Source organism: Bacillus sp. N3378-2at (assembly GCF_033412715.1).
Taxonomy (GTDB): Bacteria; Bacillota; Bacilli; order Bacillales; family Bacillaceae; genus Bacillus; species Bacillus subtilis.
The window spans coordinates 2882684-2899658 of sequence record NZ_CP117986.1 but is presented as its reverse complement, the minus strand read 5'-3'; the positions used below and the strand labels follow the sequence as shown (position 1 = coordinate 2899658).

At 39.0% G+C, this 16975-nt stretch carries 15 protein-coding genes and 4 pseudogenes; 12 read left to right on the top strand and 7 right to left on the bottom strand.

Going from position 1 to position 16975, the window contains the following annotated elements:
• The first annotated feature begins 34 nt into the window (after positions 1-34).
• A complete protein-coding gene (locus PUN35_RS15620) occupies positions 35-967 on the top strand; it encodes an aldo/keto reductase (protein WP_014481420.1) in 933 nt (310 codons plus the stop codon).
• Positions 968-1196: 229 nt separating this feature from the next.
• Entirely contained in the window at positions 1197-1511 is a 315-nt protein-coding gene (locus tag PUN35_RS15615; RefSeq protein ID WP_014481421.1) for a hypothetical protein, read from the top strand.
• A gap of 103 nt (positions 1512-1614) precedes the next feature.
• Here PUN35_RS15615 and PUN35_RS15610 read toward each other — a convergent pair whose 3' ends face one another.
• Positions 1615-2085, bottom strand: coding sequence for a hypothetical protein (locus PUN35_RS15610; protein WP_014481422.1), 471 nt, complete (start codon positions 2083-2085; stop codon positions 1615-1617).
• Positions 2086-2154: 69 nt separating this feature from the next.
• On the opposite strand from PUN35_RS15610, the pseudogene PUN35_RS15605 reads away from it, so the two are divergent.
• The 3 genes and pseudogenes from PUN35_RS15605 (at position 2155) to PUN35_RS15595 (ending at position 4857) form a co-directional block, all read left to right on the top strand.
• Positions 2155-2730, top strand: a pseudogene (locus PUN35_RS15605) (CGNR zinc finger domain-containing protein).
• Positions 2731-2865: 135 nt separating this feature from the next.
• The gene (locus PUN35_RS15600; RefSeq protein WP_228224868.1) at positions 2866-3354 is read left to right on the top strand and encodes an HPP family protein; all 489 of its coding nucleotides are present in this window, start codon (positions 2866-2868) and stop codon (positions 3352-3354) included.
• Between the two features lie 117 nt (positions 3355-3471).
• Positions 3472-4857: pseudogene (locus tag PUN35_RS15595) on the top strand (sugar porter family MFS transporter).
• A 42-nt stretch (positions 4858-4899) separates the two neighbouring features.
• On the opposite strand, the gene htpG reads toward PUN35_RS15595, so the two are convergent.
• Both htpG and PUN35_RS15585 read right to left on the bottom strand, forming a co-directional pair.
• Complete coding sequence (gene htpG / locus PUN35_RS15590) at positions 4900-6780, bottom strand: molecular chaperone HtpG (RefSeq protein ID WP_014481428.1); 1881 nt, start codon at positions 6778-6780, stop codon at positions 4900-4902.
• Between the two features lie 167 nt (positions 6781-6947).
• The gene (locus tag PUN35_RS15585) at positions 6948-7199 is read right to left on the bottom strand and encodes a hypothetical protein (protein ID WP_014481429.1); all 252 of its coding nucleotides are present in this window, start codon (positions 7197-7199) and stop codon (positions 6948-6950) included.
• Between the two features lie 102 nt (positions 7200-7301).
• Here PUN35_RS15585 and PUN35_RS15580 point away from each other — a divergent pair.
• The 3 genes and pseudogenes from PUN35_RS15580 to PUN35_RS22510 all read left to right on the top strand — a co-directional run bounded on the left by PUN35_RS15580 (position 7302) and on the right by PUN35_RS22510 (position 9010).
• Positions 7302-8124: pseudogene (locus PUN35_RS15580) on the top strand (SDR family oxidoreductase).
• 266 nt (positions 8125-8390) lie between these two features.
• Positions 8391-8591, top strand: a complete 201-nt coding sequence (locus PUN35_RS15575) for a helix-turn-helix transcriptional regulator (protein ID WP_033881094.1) — start codon at positions 8391-8393, stop codon at positions 8589-8591.
• A 17-nt stretch (positions 8592-8608) separates the two neighbouring features.
• Positions 8609-9010: a DUF6773 family protein gene (locus tag PUN35_RS22510; protein WP_033881093.1), complete on the top strand. Its 402-nt coding sequence runs from the start codon at positions 8609-8611 to the stop codon at positions 9008-9010.
• A gap of 203 nt (positions 9011-9213) precedes the next feature.
• On the opposite strand, the gene PUN35_RS15570 is transcribed toward PUN35_RS22510, so the two are convergent.
• Both PUN35_RS15570 and PUN35_RS15565 read right to left on the bottom strand, forming a co-directional pair.
• Positions 9214-9432: a hypothetical protein gene (locus tag PUN35_RS15570; RefSeq protein WP_014481433.1), complete on the bottom strand. Its 219-nt coding sequence runs from the start codon at positions 9430-9432 to the stop codon at positions 9214-9216.
• Between the two features lie 44 nt (positions 9433-9476).
• Entirely contained in the window at positions 9477-9698 is a 222-nt protein-coding gene (locus PUN35_RS15565; RefSeq protein WP_014481434.1) for a Blp family class II bacteriocin, read from the bottom strand.
• Between the two features lie 321 nt (positions 9699-10019).
• On the opposite strand from PUN35_RS15565, the gene PUN35_RS15560 reads away from it, so the two are divergent.
• The 4 genes from PUN35_RS15560 to PUN35_RS15545 all read left to right on the top strand — a co-directional run bounded on the left by PUN35_RS15560 (position 10020) and on the right by PUN35_RS15545 (position 15493).
• Positions 10020-11144, top strand: coding sequence for an IS4-like element IS4Bsu1 family transposase (locus tag PUN35_RS15560; protein ID WP_014478926.1), 1125 nt, complete (start codon positions 10020-10022; stop codon positions 11142-11144).
• Positions 11145-11421: 277 nt separating this feature from the next.
• Positions 11422-11676, top strand: coding sequence for a hypothetical protein (locus tag PUN35_RS15555; RefSeq protein WP_014481435.1), 255 nt, complete (start codon positions 11422-11424; stop codon positions 11674-11676).
• A 163-nt stretch (positions 11677-11839) separates the two neighbouring features.
• The gene (locus PUN35_RS15550; RefSeq protein ID WP_014481436.1) at positions 11840-14023 is read left to right on the top strand and encodes a peptidase domain-containing ABC transporter; all 2184 of its coding nucleotides are present in this window, start codon (positions 11840-11842) and stop codon (positions 14021-14023) included.
• Positions 14024-15493: a beta-barrel domain-containing protein gene (locus PUN35_RS15545; RefSeq protein WP_014481437.1), complete on the top strand. Its 1470-nt coding sequence runs from the start codon at positions 14024-14026 to the stop codon at positions 15491-15493.
• 323 nt (positions 15494-15816) lie between these two features.
• Here PUN35_RS15545 and PUN35_RS15540 read toward each other — a convergent pair.
• Both PUN35_RS15540 and qdoI read right to left on the bottom strand, forming a co-directional pair.
• Positions 15817-15933, bottom strand: a pseudogene (locus PUN35_RS15540) (TetR/AcrR family transcriptional regulator); the annotation flags it as partial.
• A complete protein-coding gene (gene qdoI / locus PUN35_RS15535; protein ID WP_014481439.1) occupies positions 15902-16936 on the bottom strand; it encodes a quercetin 2,3-dioxygenase in 1035 nt (344 codons plus the stop codon). The gene qdoI and the pseudogene PUN35_RS15540, both read right to left, overlap by 32 nt.
• Between the last annotated feature and the right edge of the window lie 39 nt (positions 16937-16975).

Sequence of the window (16975 nt, the reverse complement as noted above, 5' to 3'; positions counted from 1 at the left end):
AGTCTATCATCCATTTTATTCTAGGAGGCAGATCATGAAAAAAGCGAAGCTCGGAAAATCAGACTTGCAGGTATTCCCTATCGGATTAGGAACAAATGCTGTCGGAGGACATAACCTCTACCCGAACCTGAATGAAGAAACCGGAAAAGAATTGGTGCGCGAGGCGATTCATAATGGCGTGACCATGTTAGACACCGCTTATATTTACGGGATCGGCCGTTCCGAAGAATTAATTGGTGAAGTGCTGCGTGAATTCAACCGTGAAGATGTTGTCATCGCCACAAAAGCCGCTCACAGAAAACAAGGCAATGACTTTGTCTTTGATAATTCACCAGAATTTCTAAAAAAATCAGTTGATGAAAGCCTAAAGCGCTTGAATACCGATTATATTGATTTGTTCTACATTCACTTCCCTGACGAACATACGCCGAAGGATGAAGCCGTTAACGCATTGAATGAGATGAAGAAAGCCGGAAAAATCCGCTCCATCGGTGTATCCAACTTCTCTTTAGAGCAATTGAAAGAAGCAAACAAAGACGGTTTGGTAGATGTATTGCAAGGCGAATACAACCTGTTAAACCGTGAAGCGGAAAAAACATTCTTCCCGTATACGAAGGAGCATAACATTTCATTTATCCCTTACTTCCCGCTCGTATCAGGTTTATTGGCAGGAAAGTATACAGAAGATACAACGTTCCCAGAAGGCGACCTGCGAAACGAACAGGAACACTTCAAGGGCGAGCGTTTCAAAGAAAATATCAGAAAGGTCAACAAGCTTGCGCCGATTGCCGAAAAACACAACGTGGATATCCCTCACATCGTATTGGCCTGGTATTTAGCAAGACCGGAAATTGATATTTTAATCCCTGGAGCAAAACGTGCCGATCAGCTGATTGATAACATTAAAACAGCCGACGTGACGCTTTCTCAAGAAGATATTTCGTTTATTGATAAGCTGTTCGCATAAGAAAATAAACCCGCCTTCACGTTTAAGAAGGCGGGTTTATTTGCACATTTATACTTAAATGGATTTAAATTTTCATTTTTTCATTTTTTAAAAATTGAAGTTACTTTTTCCCTAAAATCGTAGTATGATAGGAATTGTTGAGCAGAAAATGCACATTGCAATCTTTCTTTTGTCTTATTTTTCTTTGGTTCTGCTTACGAATATCATCTTAGAGAAGAGGTTGAATACGATGAAGGTTTTGCTGAAAAATGAAGGCGGGCTGACAAAGGAAGTCAAAGTCGGATTTAGCTGGACGACTTTCTTCTTCGGTTTTTTCCCTGCGTTATTCCGCGGTGATTTAAAATGGGCTGCGATCATGTTTATTATTTCTGTCGCTCTTGGCTCATTTACGTTAGGAATTGGCGGCTGGGTCAGCGGCATTGTTTTCTCATTTATTTATAACAAGCTCTACATAAAAGAATTGATTGAAAAAGGATACCGCCCAGCAAACGAGGAATCCCAAGCGATTTTAGAAAGAAATCAAATCGTTACGCCCGCAGCATAAGAATGAAAACCTTACCCCATTTGGAGTAAGGTTTTTTCATGCCTGTTCCTCATCGAAGAACAGGCAAAACGATTTCGCATATGACAATCACAAGATCATCTCTCTATGCTGTTGTAAACCACGTATATAGATAAGCTGTTGTCCCTTCATAACCAAACACCATGAACAAATTCCAATCATCATAGATGACGACATGCCTGCTTTCATCCATAAACAGCGACTCATCAATTTGAATACCGTTATTTTCATAGGTATGGATTCGCTGTAAAGCAGATGCTCCGTCAATTTTGGAAAAAATCCCATGTTCTATTACCGGTTCCAGTATGTTCGTTAATACAGCATCTCTAGTTTTCTCTATTGCTGCTCTGTTCCATTCCCGGCTTGCTTCGGCATACTCTTCCCTCTCTAGTAATAAACAAAAGACATCTTCAATTGATTTATCTTCTGGCCTTTCAGCTGTTAAGTAAAAAACGAATGATTCTGAATCAGGCTGGCGAAATTTCTGAATGCTGATATGCGGTAAAACATCCAATTGCCTGCTGCATACTTTCTTAAGCTTTTGCTTTTTCAACATAAAAAAGCCTCCTTATTTTCATATCCTTGCGTAAAAAAGGTTTTGGCGCTTACAATAATTTTGAAAGGAATGATTACAATGGCAAATGCTCAATTCCCTCTTATCACACAAAACCTTTCCCTCGATCTCGTGAATACTGAAATCATAAGCTATGATAAACGGCACGATCTCATACAGTCAGAAAAAGATCTGATGGCATAGTTAGAAATAATGGGAGAAACCGCTCCTTTTCTCAGTTCTCTTGCGCTGCAGCAAGTCCGAGAACAATTGCAACGGATTCATCAATTCCGGGCTGAGCTGAGAAAACATTTTGAGCGTATCGCCGATGGCAGTGAACCTTCTCCAGCTTTTATCTCTTTCCTGCAAGATCAAATCGCCGCCGCTCCTTTTTCTTATCAAATCATAGATGACAAGCTTGCCCTTATTCCGAATGGAAAACCAGACGATTCCATTTTATCGCTTATCGCTTACGATGCGTTATGGCTGATTCATACAAAAGAAATTCAACACCTAAAACGATGTGCCAATGAAAAGTGCATTTTGCTCTTTCTTGATAAAACAGGAAGGCGAAAATGGTGCTCCATGAAAATATGCGGCAACAGACATAAGGTCTCACGCCATCAGAAAAAAATCAATCATGAGTAAAAATCCGTTCCCCAGCGAACGGTTTTTTTATTGAATTAAAAACTAACCTCTAAAAATAAAATTTACAGGTTAGTTTATAGCTATTATTCTATACATACTGGAGGGATAAATTTGGAAAACAACTTCTTTTTGAAAATGAAAGGAACAGGAAAAACGCCTTTACAGGTAAACGGCAAAGACGCTGTTACAGGACTTATAGGAGGATTTATCACCATACTCACACTCATTTCGCTGACCGCTTATACATCAAGCTTATGGTTAATGGCGCCTTTTGGAGCAAGCTGTGTGCTGGTATTCAGCGCTTGGAACGCTCCATTATCACAGCCGAGAAATGTGATTGGCGGCCATTTTATTTCCGCGCTTACCGGGATTGTTGTCCTTCACCTATTCGGCGCCCATCCATGGACCTTTGCATTGGGGACAGGGCTTGCCATTTGCTTGATGATGCTGACCAAAACCACTCATCCTCCTGCCGGCGCCGACCCGATTGTCGTCATTCAAGGGGCGTACGCTTGGAGTTATTTAGTATTTCCCGTGCTCACTGGATCTGTCATCATCGTGATCCTCGCTCTTGTTGTCAATAACTTGCGCAAAAACCGGCAATATCCCGCATTTTGGCTTTAATGTTTCTTTTTTTTCAAAACAAATGTTTCAAATGAGATAGGAAATGGGTACTAATCTATTAACTTTGTTACACATTTTTAGATACTCATTGGCTCAACAACTGAGGAGGAGACATTCGTGAAGAAAGACACAAGGAAATATATGATCTACTTTTTCGGCGCTTTAGGGGGACTGCTATATGGTTACGATACAGGTGTTATCTCCGGAGCACTCCTGTTTATCAATAACGATATTCCTTTAACGACATTGACAGAAGGATTGGTTGTCAGCATGCTGCTCCTTGGTGCGATTTTCGGTTCTGCCTTGAGCGGCACATGCTCAGACCGCTGAGGCAGGAGAAAGGTTGTATTTGTCCTTTCCATCATTTTTATTATCGGTGCGCTCGCTTGCGCATTTTCTCAAACAATCGGCATGCTGATTGCATCTAGGGTGATACTCGGGTTGGCCGTCGGCGGTTCAACGGCACTTGTGCCCGTGTATCTTTCCGAAATGGCACCGACGAAAATTCGCGGGACACTCGGCACAATGAACAACTTAATGATTGTCACCGGGATTTTGCTCGCCTATATCGTTAACTACCTGTTCACACCGTTTGAAGCGTGGCGCTGGATGGTCGGTCTGGCCGCAGTGCCTGCCGTGCTTCTATTAATCGGCATCGCATTCATGCCGGAATCGCCAAGATGGCTCGTGAAGCGCGGCCGTGAAGAAGAAGCGAGACGAATCATGAACATCACTCATGATCCCAAAGACATCGAAATGGAATTGGCAGAGATGAAGCAAGGAGAAGCAGAGAAAAAAGAAACAACACTCAGCGTCCTAAAAGCCAAATGGATTCGCCCTATGCTTCTGAGTGGCGTCGGTCTTGCCATTTTTCAGCAGGCTGTCGGCATTAACACGGTCATCTACTACGCGCCGACCATTTTTACGAAGGCCGGTCTTGGCACGTCAGCTTCCGCACTCGGCACAATGGGAATCGGCGTCCTTAACGTCATCATGTGTATCACTGCCATGATTTTAATTGACCGTGTCGGCCGCAAAAAACTTCTGATCTGGGGAAGTGTCGGCATCACACTGAGCCTTGCTGCTTTATCAGGCGTGCTCCTGACACTGGGGCTTTCCGCTTCAACAGCGTGGATGACAGTAGTCTTTCTAGGTGTCTATATCGTCTTTTACCAGGCGACATGGGGTCCGGTAGTGTGGGTGCTCATGCCTGAGCTCTTCCCATCCAAAGCACGCGGAGCCGCGACAGGGTTCACGACTTTGGTGTTATCGGCGGCTAACCTGATCGTGTCGCTTGTCTTCCCGCTGATGCTAAGCGCGATGGGCATCGCATGGGTCTTTATGGTTTTCTCAGTCATTTGTCTTCTCTCATTTTTCTTCGCGTTCTACATGGTACCGGAAACCAAAGGGAAAAGCTTGGAGGAAATTGAAGCAAGCCTGAAAAAACGGTTTAAAAAGAAGAAAAGCACCCAAAACCAAGTGCTGAATGAGCGTACTTTATAAAAAAAAGGAATCGTCTCCTTAAGGGACGATTCCTTTTTCTGTTTACACCATGACCTTGCAAATATTGTTCGTAAATTCAACAGGGTCCTGAATCGGCAGGCCTTCAATGAGAAGCGCCTGATTGTACAGAAGGTTTGTGTACAGGCTCAGCTTCTCTTTATCTTGTTCAAACGCGTCCTGCAGCGTTTGGAATACCTCGTGATTCGGGTTGATTTCCAGCACTTTTTCCGCCTTCACATTTTGGCTGTCAGGCATTGCGTTTAAGATTTTTTCCATCTCAATTGTCACTTCGCCGTCAGCAGCAAGGCAGACTGGATGTGATTTAAGCCGTTTTGAGATTCTGACGTTTTTCACTTTGTCTGACAGAATGTTATTCATTTCCTTAAACAGATCCTTATACTTGTTTTCCTCTTCCTCGGACTGCTTTTGATCCTCATCCGTGTCTATGCCAAGGTCTCCGCTTGATACGGACTTGAATTCTTTTTCCTGATAAGAAGCCAGCATTTTAATTGCAAACTCATCGATGTCCTCAGTAAAGTAGAGGATTTCATAGCCTTTGTCCGCCACCATTTCCGTTTGCGGCAGTTTCTCAATGCGGTCGTAAGAATCACCGGTCGCGTAATAAATGTATTTTTGCTCCTCTGGCATTCTGGAAACATACTCGTCTAAGCTGACCAGTTTTTTCTCTTTTGAAGAGTAGAATAATAGGAGATCCTTCAATTGATCCTTATTCGCGCCAAAATCATTATACACGCCGAATTTCAGCTGTCTGCCAAACGACTTGTAGAACGTCTCGTATTTCTCGCGGTCTTTTTTCAACAGGCTTTGCAGCTCGCTTTTGATTTTCTTGCTGATGTTTTTCGCGATCAGCTTCAGCTGGCGGTCATGCTGCAGCATTTCTCTGGAAATATTCAGCGACAGATCCTCGGAATCGACCATGCCCTTCACAAAGCTGAAGTGGTCCGGTAGCAGGTCTGCGCACTTATTCATGATCAGCACGCCATTGGAATACAGCTCCAAGCCTTTCTCATATTCCTTGGAATAGTAGTCAAACGGCATGTTTTCAGGGATGAATAGAATCGCGTTGTAGCGAACCGCTCCATCCACACTGATATGAACGTGTGTCAGCGGTTTATCAAACCCGTAATGCTTTTCAGCATAGAATTTTTCATAATCCTCATCTGTCAGCTCGCTTTTGTTTTTTCTCCAGATCGGCACCATGCTGTTGACCGTCTGCTCTTCCTGCACCTCTTCGAATTCATTTTCGCTGCCTTCCTTCGGCTTATTAATGGTCGTATCCATTTTGATCGGGTAGCGAATGAAGTCGGAGTACTTCTTGATGATCGCTTTTAAACGATATTCTTCTAAGAATTCGTCATAGCTGTCATCTTCTGTGTTCTCTTTGATTTTCAGGATAATGTCTGTACCGACAGAATCCTTTTCACACGGCTCAATTGTATAGCCGTCTGCACCCGCAGACTCCCATTTATAAGCCTCTTCGCTGCCAAGCGCTTTACTGATGACTGTCACGACATCGGCAACCATAAATGCCGCGTAAAAACCGACACCGAACTGCCCGATAATGTCATGTCCGTCTTTCAGCTCGTTTTCCTTTTTAAACGCGAGGGAACCGCTTTTTGCAATTGTTCCAAGATGCTGTTCAAGCTCATCCTTTGTCATTCCGATCCCCGTATCAGAGATGGTTAATGTTCTCGCATCTTTGTCAGCTGCGACCTTTATGTAGTAACTGTCTTTATCAAACGTAAGCGCATCGTCCGTAAGCGCTTTGTAATAGATTTTGTCAATCGCATCACTCGAATTGGAGATTAACTCGCGCAGGAAAATTTCTTTTTGGGTATAAATGGAGTTAATCATCATATCCAGCAAGCGTTTAGACTCTGCTTTAAACTCTTTTTTCGCCACTCTTGATCGCTCCTTTACCATTATGTAAACCCTTTTTAGCATCTATTTATCACATAAGATGACAATTGTCAATTAGATTGATAGATGCATATATATGTAAATTTAACATTAGTTGGATTTGTTTTCACTCTTTTTCTCACTCATTCTCATAAAAAAGAGAGGCTTCATCATCCTCTCTTTTTTTCTGTGTCATTCCAGCGGCCAAACTCCCGCTTCATCCATATATGCACCGGGTAGAAAAACAAACCGAACGGTATCAAAAACAAAAGATTATGCCATGAAGCATTCAGAAATGCGCTTGCAGTCACCGGAAACGTAATCTCTTGCAATAAAAAAGAGATGACAGTCAGCACAACAAACGCCGATGGAATCGTGATAAAGCAATAAAACTTGAGCTCCTTCTTATGCTGTACTTTCAAAACACACAACCCTCCCAACAATTTCCCAATCCATCTTAACATATGTTGGCAGTTCTTTTTCTTCATGTTTATCACTGCCAAATAGAAAAAGGAGGTCTCGTCATGGGAAGACTTGAAAACAAAACCGCAGTGATCACAGGCGCCGCGACAGGCATTGAACAAGCGACGGCAGAGGTTTTTGCCAATGAAGGCGCGCGTGTAATGATCGGAGACATCAATACAGATCAAATGGAAGAAACAGTTGACGCAATCAGAAAAAAACGGAGGACAGGCCGAATCCTTTCACCTCGATGTGTCAGATGAAAACAGTGTGAAAGCTTTTGCTGACCAAATCAAGGATGCATGCGGAACGATTGATATTCTGTTTAATAATGCCGGCGTTGATCAGGAGGGCGGAAAGGTGCACGAATATCCGGTTGACCTGTTTGACCGCATTATCGCCGTCGACCTGCGCGGCACGTTCCTTTGCAGCAAATATCTGATTCCGCTCATGCTCGACAATGGAGGTTCTATCATCAACACCTCCTCCATGTCAGGCCGCGCCGCGGATCTTGACCGCTCCGGCTATAACGCGGCAAAAGGCGGTATCACCAACCTGACAAAGGCAATGGCAATCGACTACGCACGGAACGGCATCCGCGTCAATTCCATTTCACCAGGTACGATCGAAACCCCGCTGATTGACAAATTAGCAGGCACCAAAGAACAGGAAATGGGCGAAGCATTCCGCGAAGCCAACAAATGGGTCACGCCGCTCGGCCGCCTTGGCCAGCCGAAGGAAATGGCGACAGTAGCGCTGTTCCTCGCGTCAGACGACAGCTCATACGTCACAGGAGAGGACATCACCGCAGACGGCGGCATCATGGCATATACATGGCCTGGGAAGATGCTGATTGATGAGAAATGGAAGGAAGAAACGAAATAACGTTAGCTCAAAGAGGGATAAAACGCCCTCTTTTTTTAATTTCCGAATGCAAACGAAACAAAAAAAACACTCCTATTTATGACTTTTTTCAATCTAAAACCTTGAACATTGAATATTAGTCAGGCTCCGACTATCTCAGTAATATGTTTCATTTAAGAATATCTCCAAAAGACTCCTTTCAGTTTTAACAATTTCATCCTATCAATGTAATATATATTGTACATAAAGTAATATATATGTTACGATCATTAATAAAGGAGGATGCCATGAATAATAAGGTTAAAATTGAAAGATTAACTCTTGGTTTAACTCAGGCTGATTTAGCTAAAAAACTTGGGATAACAAGACAAACTGTTAGCTTAATAGAAAAAGGTCATTACAATCCTAGTTTAAATTTATGTATAAGAATTTGTAACGTTTTTAAAAAAACTTTAGATGATGTTTTTTGGCCTTCAGATAATTTATAGAGGAGTGCATAGTTAGAATGATTGATGAAAGAATACAGCAGGAACAACATAAACTGAGTTATTACAGTTTTGGTCTGTCTATAATTTTATTTATTCTTAGTTTTTTTGTTTCTATTCTAACCCAGAACTTATTTTACACCCAGTTAAGTATAATTATATCGTTTATGGTTGTTAGCACTTATTATTCAATTTTTGCTATAAAAAGGGGCTTAATAATAAAGAGAAAAAACAGCAATTTAAAACACTTTTATATTTTTATACTGAGCGGAATGTTTTGGATAATAATAAGTTTTCTTTCTAAAGAAATAAATAATATGAAAGAATTACTGATTCAGTTACTATTTTTTTCACTCTTCTACACTGTTATATTTCTAAGCATCCGTTCTATAATTAAGTATTCACATAAACAATCTAATTAGTACATAATTTAAATTAGGTTATAACCTTTTAAGGAAAGTGTTTAACACTAATAGTAATAGGAGTATATTAACCTACAGATTTTTTCAAAGTATTAACATAACCCCTCACTACAAAACTGTTGGTAAAGGTATGAAGTTGAGCCCTCAAATAATTGTAAAAGAAAAAGCTGTCGTCATTTATCGACAGCTTTCTATAAGATAAGTTATCTAGCATGACCTGGGCGAGTTAAGATTGCCATTCCTACTCCTGCAGCAAATCCAACTGGCCCAGCAGCCGCTCCTAAAGCAATGGCCGTTCCACCCATTACTGCAGCTCCTGCGGCAGCTCCTGCTAAATCTCTCCACCCTCCTCCGTCAGTATTTAACATTTCTTGTTCACTCAATTCAATCATTTTATTACTATTTTCGATATTATGTAACATGCTAAACCTCCTGTTTTTTTACGTTTATATTAGTGAAATTTTAATTACTTATGTCCAGAAATCAATGCATCTACACCGTACGCTGCAGAACCCCAGATAGCCCCAACGTTAGCACCTAAAACAGCTCCGCCAGGCCCGCCTAAAGCTGCTCCCACAGCAGTGCCTGTTCCAACTCCTCTTATTAAATAAGAACCATAACCCCCACCATCTATCTTTTCAGCTTCTTCTACAGTTAATAATTCAAAATTGGTGTTTTGCTTTTTCATAGTTTACTCCTCCTAAGTCCGAACTTGGTAAATTATTGTCGACTTATATTACTATAAATGTAATTTGAAGTTTTTTCAACAGTTATAACCAAATTTATATTACTTAATACATCTAAAATGCCTATAATTTCTTTAATTACTTAATATCCTAGAGTCGCTATGTAATTGAATATTTGACTAAATTCCACTAGTGTCGCATTAAAATAATTCAACGATTTATAAAAATCTAAATTTTCAGTAATTTTATCTTTGCATAAAAAAAGCCTTTATAATGGTAGGGCGGTAATAAACCATCCAAATCCAAAGTAAAGGACAATAAGCATGGATAAGTTTACACGAAAAACATCATTTGAACAATGGTTTTCACCGATTTTCTCCACAAAACTCGAGGAATTAGTTGAAAGCTATCAATTAAATTACTATACAAAGAAGCTACATATTGCGTCATTCTTGAAATTGTTCGTATTCGCTCAGCTCAATGAAACCGAGAGTCTGCGTGCAGTCAGTGAGACATTATTTTCTGACGACCTTCAAAAAGCGACGCATTTAGAAGCGATTAGCTTTTCGCAGCTCGGACGCCGATTAAATCAAGTGCCGACTGAAGTGTTCCAACAGGTATTTTTGGATTTAGTTGCCCAAATTCACGAGAAATCACATTATGAGCAGCGCCGAGAAACGACAACACCACTGAAAATTATCGACTCGAGTACGTTGCCATTGAACTTGAAAAACCATAAGTGGGCTGAATTCCGTAAAACAAAGTCGGGCATCAAGCTTCATTTACGTCTTGTTTACGCAGAAAAAGGCTGTTCCTATCCAGATAAAGCGGTGCTGACAAACGCGAAAGAACATGATCGTGGTCAGCTGGAAGTACTCGTTGACGACAAAGAATGCATGTACGTCTTTGACCGGGGTTACTTGGATTATGAACGATTTGACCGCATGACAGACGATGGGTATTTCTTTGTGTCACGCTTACGAAAAAACGCTGTCATTCGTGTAATCGAGCCATTTAAACTGCCTGAAGACTCGCTTGTGTTTTCAGATGAAATGGTTTTGATTGGTACACCACAAAACCGTGCAGAAAACGCTTTTCGCCTCATCAAAGTGCTCGATTCAAAAGGAAACGAACTGCATCTGATCACGAATCGATTTGATTTAAGCGCTGACGAAATCGCTGAGTTATATAAGTCGCGCTGGGCAATCGAGCTATTTTTTAAATGGCTGAAGCAGCACCTGAACATCAAAAAGTTCTACGCGCAGAGCGAACAAGGCGTACATAATCAAGTGTATATCGCAATGATTGTATATTGCCTAAATGTACTGGCACAGCTGAACACGAACAGTTCAAGGACGTACTTACAAATTAGTCGCTTACTCAAAGCGGCACCATGGAAATCCGCTCATTTATGGCTACGAAAAATCGTAGGGAAAACCGTGCCCTAAAGAATTTCACAGGTCTGTTGCACTCGTCAAAGATTATAGTAAAAAAATGGATGTTAACTACCTCTATTCAAATGTCTTTGTTTTTCTTCTCATGAGCAAAAACAAGAAAGCAGAAAATTCAGTCAAAATTTATGCAACACTAGTGACTAAATTCATATAATAACTAACTACTTGAAACTTTAACCAAAGTTTTTTTTATGTTAATCTAGAAAAGGATTTTTTATGAAAAATTAATTTTAATATCATAATGTTTTATTAGCATAAGGAGGTTAATTTGATGGAGTTTTTGTACATATTAGTTGAGAGTGTGATATGGATTTTAATTACTACCATACCATCAAAAAGAAACTTGAAATTTAGAAGAAACTTAAAAACATTAAAAAAACATGCTTGGTTTCGCAATTTAATGAAAGATTACAGGCCCCTGTTTTTAATGAACTCAACTATCCAGAACAAAATTATTGAATATAACGAAAATATTGATTCTAAAACTTTTAAGATGGAGTTAGAACAACTAGCAAAAAACATATAAGTGTGAAAAGTATGTACAATTAATAATCTAAATTTCATCGTACCTTTACACAAAAAAGTTATATTTCACCTTAAATTATCGATATATGTATTACTGTTATATTATGATTATAAAGTTCCGCATAATTTTACGGATTAAATTTTTTAACTACGGAGATTAGAAAATGATTTTAAAAAAATATCACTGTGTAAAACAAATGGATGATAAAGATTGCGGTGCTGCGTGTTTAGCAACGATTCTAAAGCACTATGGATCAAAGATATCACTAGCGAAAATTCGAAATATTGCTGGCACAGATACACAAGGTACTAATGTTCTTGGTGTAATAAAAGCAGCAGAGACCCTTGGGTTTTCTGCAAAAGGAGTTAAAGCTGATCAAACAGCTTTCGAACAACCGTTCCCTCTTCCAGCTATTGCACATGTGGTTTTAAATGGTCAATTATTGCATTACATGGTCATACACAAAATTAAAAAAGATAAAATTATTATTGCTGATCCAGGAAAAGGTATAATCACCTATAGGAAAGATGAATTTTTTAAGATTTGGACCGGAATTTTAATTTTTATGGTTCCAAGTGATACTTATCAGCAACAAACAGACATTAGAAGTGTTAAAAAAGACATTTTAAATTTAATACTTCATCAAAAATCTTTAATTATACATACAGCATTAGCATCTTTTATTATTACGATCTTCGGTATTCTGAGCACTTTTTATTTTCAGACAATCATTGATCAAATTTTGCCCAACGGTTTGAAGAACTCTTTACATATTATTTCTATTGGACTTATAATAATGTACCTATTTAAGGTTCTTTTAACAGCTTTTAGACAATATTTAATGATTCTATTAGGTCAAAAATTAAGTATATCCATTATGCTGGGTTACTTTAAGCATGTTCTTAAGCTGCCTATGAAATTCTTTAGCACTAGAAAAGATGGTGAAATTTTAGCTAGATTCAATGATACAAATAAAGTTATTGATGCTATTGTCAGCGCATCCTTGTCCGCAGTGCTCGATACATTTATGTTAATCATGGTTGGGATCTTTTTATATATTCAAAATACTTCTTTGTTTATAGTAACATTAGCTTTAATCCCCTTTTATATTCTAACTGTTTGGGTTTTTATGAAGCCCTATGAGAGTATTAATGACAATGAAATGGAAAATAATGCTCAACTCACTTCAAAAATTGTTGAAACATTAAGTAGTATAGAAACAATAAAAGCTTACAATGCTGAATATATTATGTCATTTGAAACTGAAAAGCGATTTGTGAAATACTTGCAATCTTCTTTTAAACACGGTGTAATTGATAATCTTCAAAGTTCTATTAAGTTGTTTCTAGATTTAATAAGTGGTGCATTGATACTATGGATCGGCGCTTGGCAAGTCATAAAGGGAAATATGACAATTGGCCAGTTGATTACATATAACGCACTATTGGCATATTTTTTGAACCCTTTACAAAATATCATCTCACTTCAATCCAAACTTCAGTCAGCTTCGGTTGCTTCAAAGAGATTGGGAGAAATTTTAGATGAAGAACCTGAAATACAAACATCTGAAGCAAGGGTTACCGATCCAGCCTATATACAAGGCCCTATTGAAATAAACAATGTTGATTTTCGATACGGAACTCGAAGGCTCATCTTAAAAGATATTACACTGCATATTCAAAAAGGAGAGAAAGTTGCCTTTGTTGGAGAAAGCGGTTCAGGAAAATCTACTTTGACTAAGCTTTTAATGAAATTTTATACAGCTGAATCAGGTGAGATTTTAATCAATGGTTATCATATAAATGATATTCACACCAATGCGTTAAGGGAAAGCATAAGTTATATACCTCAAGAATCTCATTTTATACAAGGATCAATTCTTGAAAACCTTTTGCTTGGGAACTCAGGAAGTTTTACCTTCGAAGAGATTATAGAAGTTTGCAAACAAACAAATGTACATGATTTTGTCAATGATTTACCAATGAGATACGATACTCTCGTAGAGGAAAACGGGTCTAATTTATCTGGAGGCCAGAAGCAAAGACTTGCAATTGCCAGGGCATTATTAAGAAAACCTAACATTCTTATAATGGATGAATCAACAAGCAACCTCGATACGACGACCGAACAGGGAATATCAAAGATGATTTACGCTCAGACTGTCGATGTAACTACAATTATAATTGCTCATCGTTTAAGTACAATTATGAATTGCGACAAAATATTTGTCATGGAAAATGGAGAAATCATAGAGTATGGGAACCACAATGATTTATTGAAGAAAAAAGGAAAGTACTATGAGTTGTGGGAGAACCAAATGCCATCGAGAGAGATGGTGACAATTTAGATGAAACGTAACTTTTTCAATTTACATGATTTGAAGGATAGCAGAGAATTCTACGAATCAAAACCCAAACCAATTGGTGTTTTCTTTACATATATACTGATAGCTTTACTTATTGCATGTATTGTTTTTAGTTTCTATGGAAAGAAAGAAGTGATTCTAAAAACGGCAGCTGACATCCAATATACGAAACCTAACAGCAACGTAACAAACGAAGTAGCCGGCAAAGTAAAAACAGTTGATATTAAACAGGTTGATAAGGTGAAAAAGGGGGATACTCTATTAACTCTAGACAATACTGAAATCCAAGCGCAGAAAAAAGCTGTTAAAGCAGATATCAAAGATGTAAAAGAACAAGCTGCGTTAAACAAAACTCTAAAAAAAAGTATTGAAAATGACAAAAATTTATTCAGCGAGGACGATCATTGGGGTTATCAAGATCAATATCTCTCATACGAAAAACAAAGCAATTTGTTAGAGTCATCAAAAGAAAATGCAAAAACTCAACAGAAAAAACTTAAGAAGCAGAAAAAAAGCATAAAAAATAGTCTCGATAAGACAAAAAACAAAGTGAAACGAAAGCTTCAAAGAATTTCTGATCTGCAAGACTCCATTAAAAACAATAAATCCTTTGCCAAACAGGATGATAAGTACAGTTCTTACTATAATAGTTTTCAAACTAACAAACAAAATGTAGAGCAGCAGCTTGATGATCTACGGAAGATGAAAGATGAGCTCGATAAAAACAGTTTCTCACAGAAGAAAGAGAATCTAAACGGACAGCTTGAAAGTTTAAAACAAGATATGCTAGTAAAACTAAGCGAAGAAAAAGACGAATTAAATCAATCATTTGATGAGATTAACAGTTCAATGAAAAGTGACGATTCTGACAGTGATTCCGATAACTCAGAGGAAACAAATTATAAGCTTTCAATTGAACAGCTTAAAACAAATTTGCTAAATCAAACATCTCAAAAGCAAACAGATCTTCAGACCACTCTTAAATCAAAAGAAGATGATCTAAAGATGATAGATTTACAATTAGAAAAATATAAAATAAAAGCAACAAGTGACGGCTATGTTAATGTATTAACAAATATATCTCCAGGTGATTATTTACAAGCAGGCACCGCCATTTTGACTATTGTTCCTGATAAAGAGAAGCTTAAAGCTAACATTTATATTCCGAGTCATGAGATCACAAATATAAATGAAAAAGATGAAGTAAGATTCCATATTGAAAATACAAATCAAACCGTTAAAGGTGTCATTACAAAAATAAGTCCAGACAGTATAAGTGATCAAAGCGGGCAAAAATTTTATATTGCTGAAAGCACAATAGAAAGTAAAGAAATTGAAAAAAATAACGGAACAAAAATACACTTAAAAAATGGCATGCAGACTGATGTATCAATTATCGTTGATTCCAAAAGATATATTGATTATTTTTTAGATGTATTACACTTACGTTAATTTCCATCTAGAGAAAAAGTGCATATATGTCTCAAAAGCAGATGAGGATCTGCTTTGAGGCATTTTATTTTTTATAAGAAAGGCAGAGGACGTATAGAATCATGTCTCAAAACAAACTGTTATTTTTACTCTTTTTATTCTCTTCTATCGTTCGCCTTTTCTTCAATACAGTATTGTCCCCCACTGTAAGCTGGAAGTCTTGGACGGTGAATATTGTTTTTATTCTTTTGTTTCTTCTATTTCTCAATCTCACCTTAAAAGAAAGAAAATCAAAAGACCAAGTATTATAACGACCCAAAGCCCGGATCAAGTCTCCGGGCACTTCAAAGCAAAACAACCTTATACTTCTTCACATCCAAAAACTGCAAAAACTCCCTCGCCAGCACTTCCGGCGCATGCGCCTTCCCTTCATCGAGCCGATACAATATCAGCCCGATAATCTACCTTTAAATCTAATGCTTCGATATTCTGCAAAACGCGATCAAAGTGCAAAGCCTGAGGCTCACATGGGAAGATGTGGCCTTCATACGGGTCGCCTAACGTCCGGAAAAACGGTTCAAATAAACCAGGAACCAATACGCCCACCATCTTTGTATAGTGAGAATCAAGGCGATAGGAGTGAACGGTATTTGCAGGGACATGCAGGAAATCTCCCGGATTCAGCTGAATTTCCTGGCCATCTGCCCACATCGTCATCTGACCTTCAAGGCAATAAAATGTTTCTGTATGATGTTCATGGTAGTGATCAACGATTCGGTCACCTTTAGGGCCTTCAGAGGATACGACGATAAACTGGCCATCTGTATTTTTTTGTGCAGCCACAATGCGGTGAAGCTGATCTCCAGTCAACAGGCGATCTCCTTCTCCAGATTCAAGAACGTATGGAACCGCTCCATCTGGCAGCTCTGTAAGTTCCGCTAATTTGGCCGAACATGCAGGCTTTCCTTCATCTAGAAATACAATGTCCGCTACAGCGGCTGCTTCTGCAAATCGCTCGTTTGAGACTTCTTCGCTTGCGTACGGCGGATGTTCAGCGTGATCATACGGATTCCCAATAACGGAATACAAGTGCGCTACGTTTCCTTTCATCGTGTAGGACACCAGTCTTGTTCTGTGGCTCTGCATCCGGTAGCTGTGCGGTGTTCCCGCCGGAATGTTGGCATAATCACCTGATATTAATAAATAGCGTTCACCGTCAAGTGTCAGTTCCAGTTTCCCGTCCAAAACGAGAATTCCTTCATGTGTGTCCTTGTGGACGTGAAGCGGAAAGGCATCTCCTTTTCCCCCGGAAAGAAGCACGATCTCAAACAAATCACCTGTGCTCCTCCCATTCGCCATCACCGTGGCAACCTGTCTGCCGAACAGATAGCGCTCGCCTTCTCCGCTCCGGAGCAAATAAGGCATTTTTTCTTTAGGCAATGAATGTGTACATAATGTTTTCATATTATCGCTTCCTCCAATTTAGACCAGTCTATATATTAT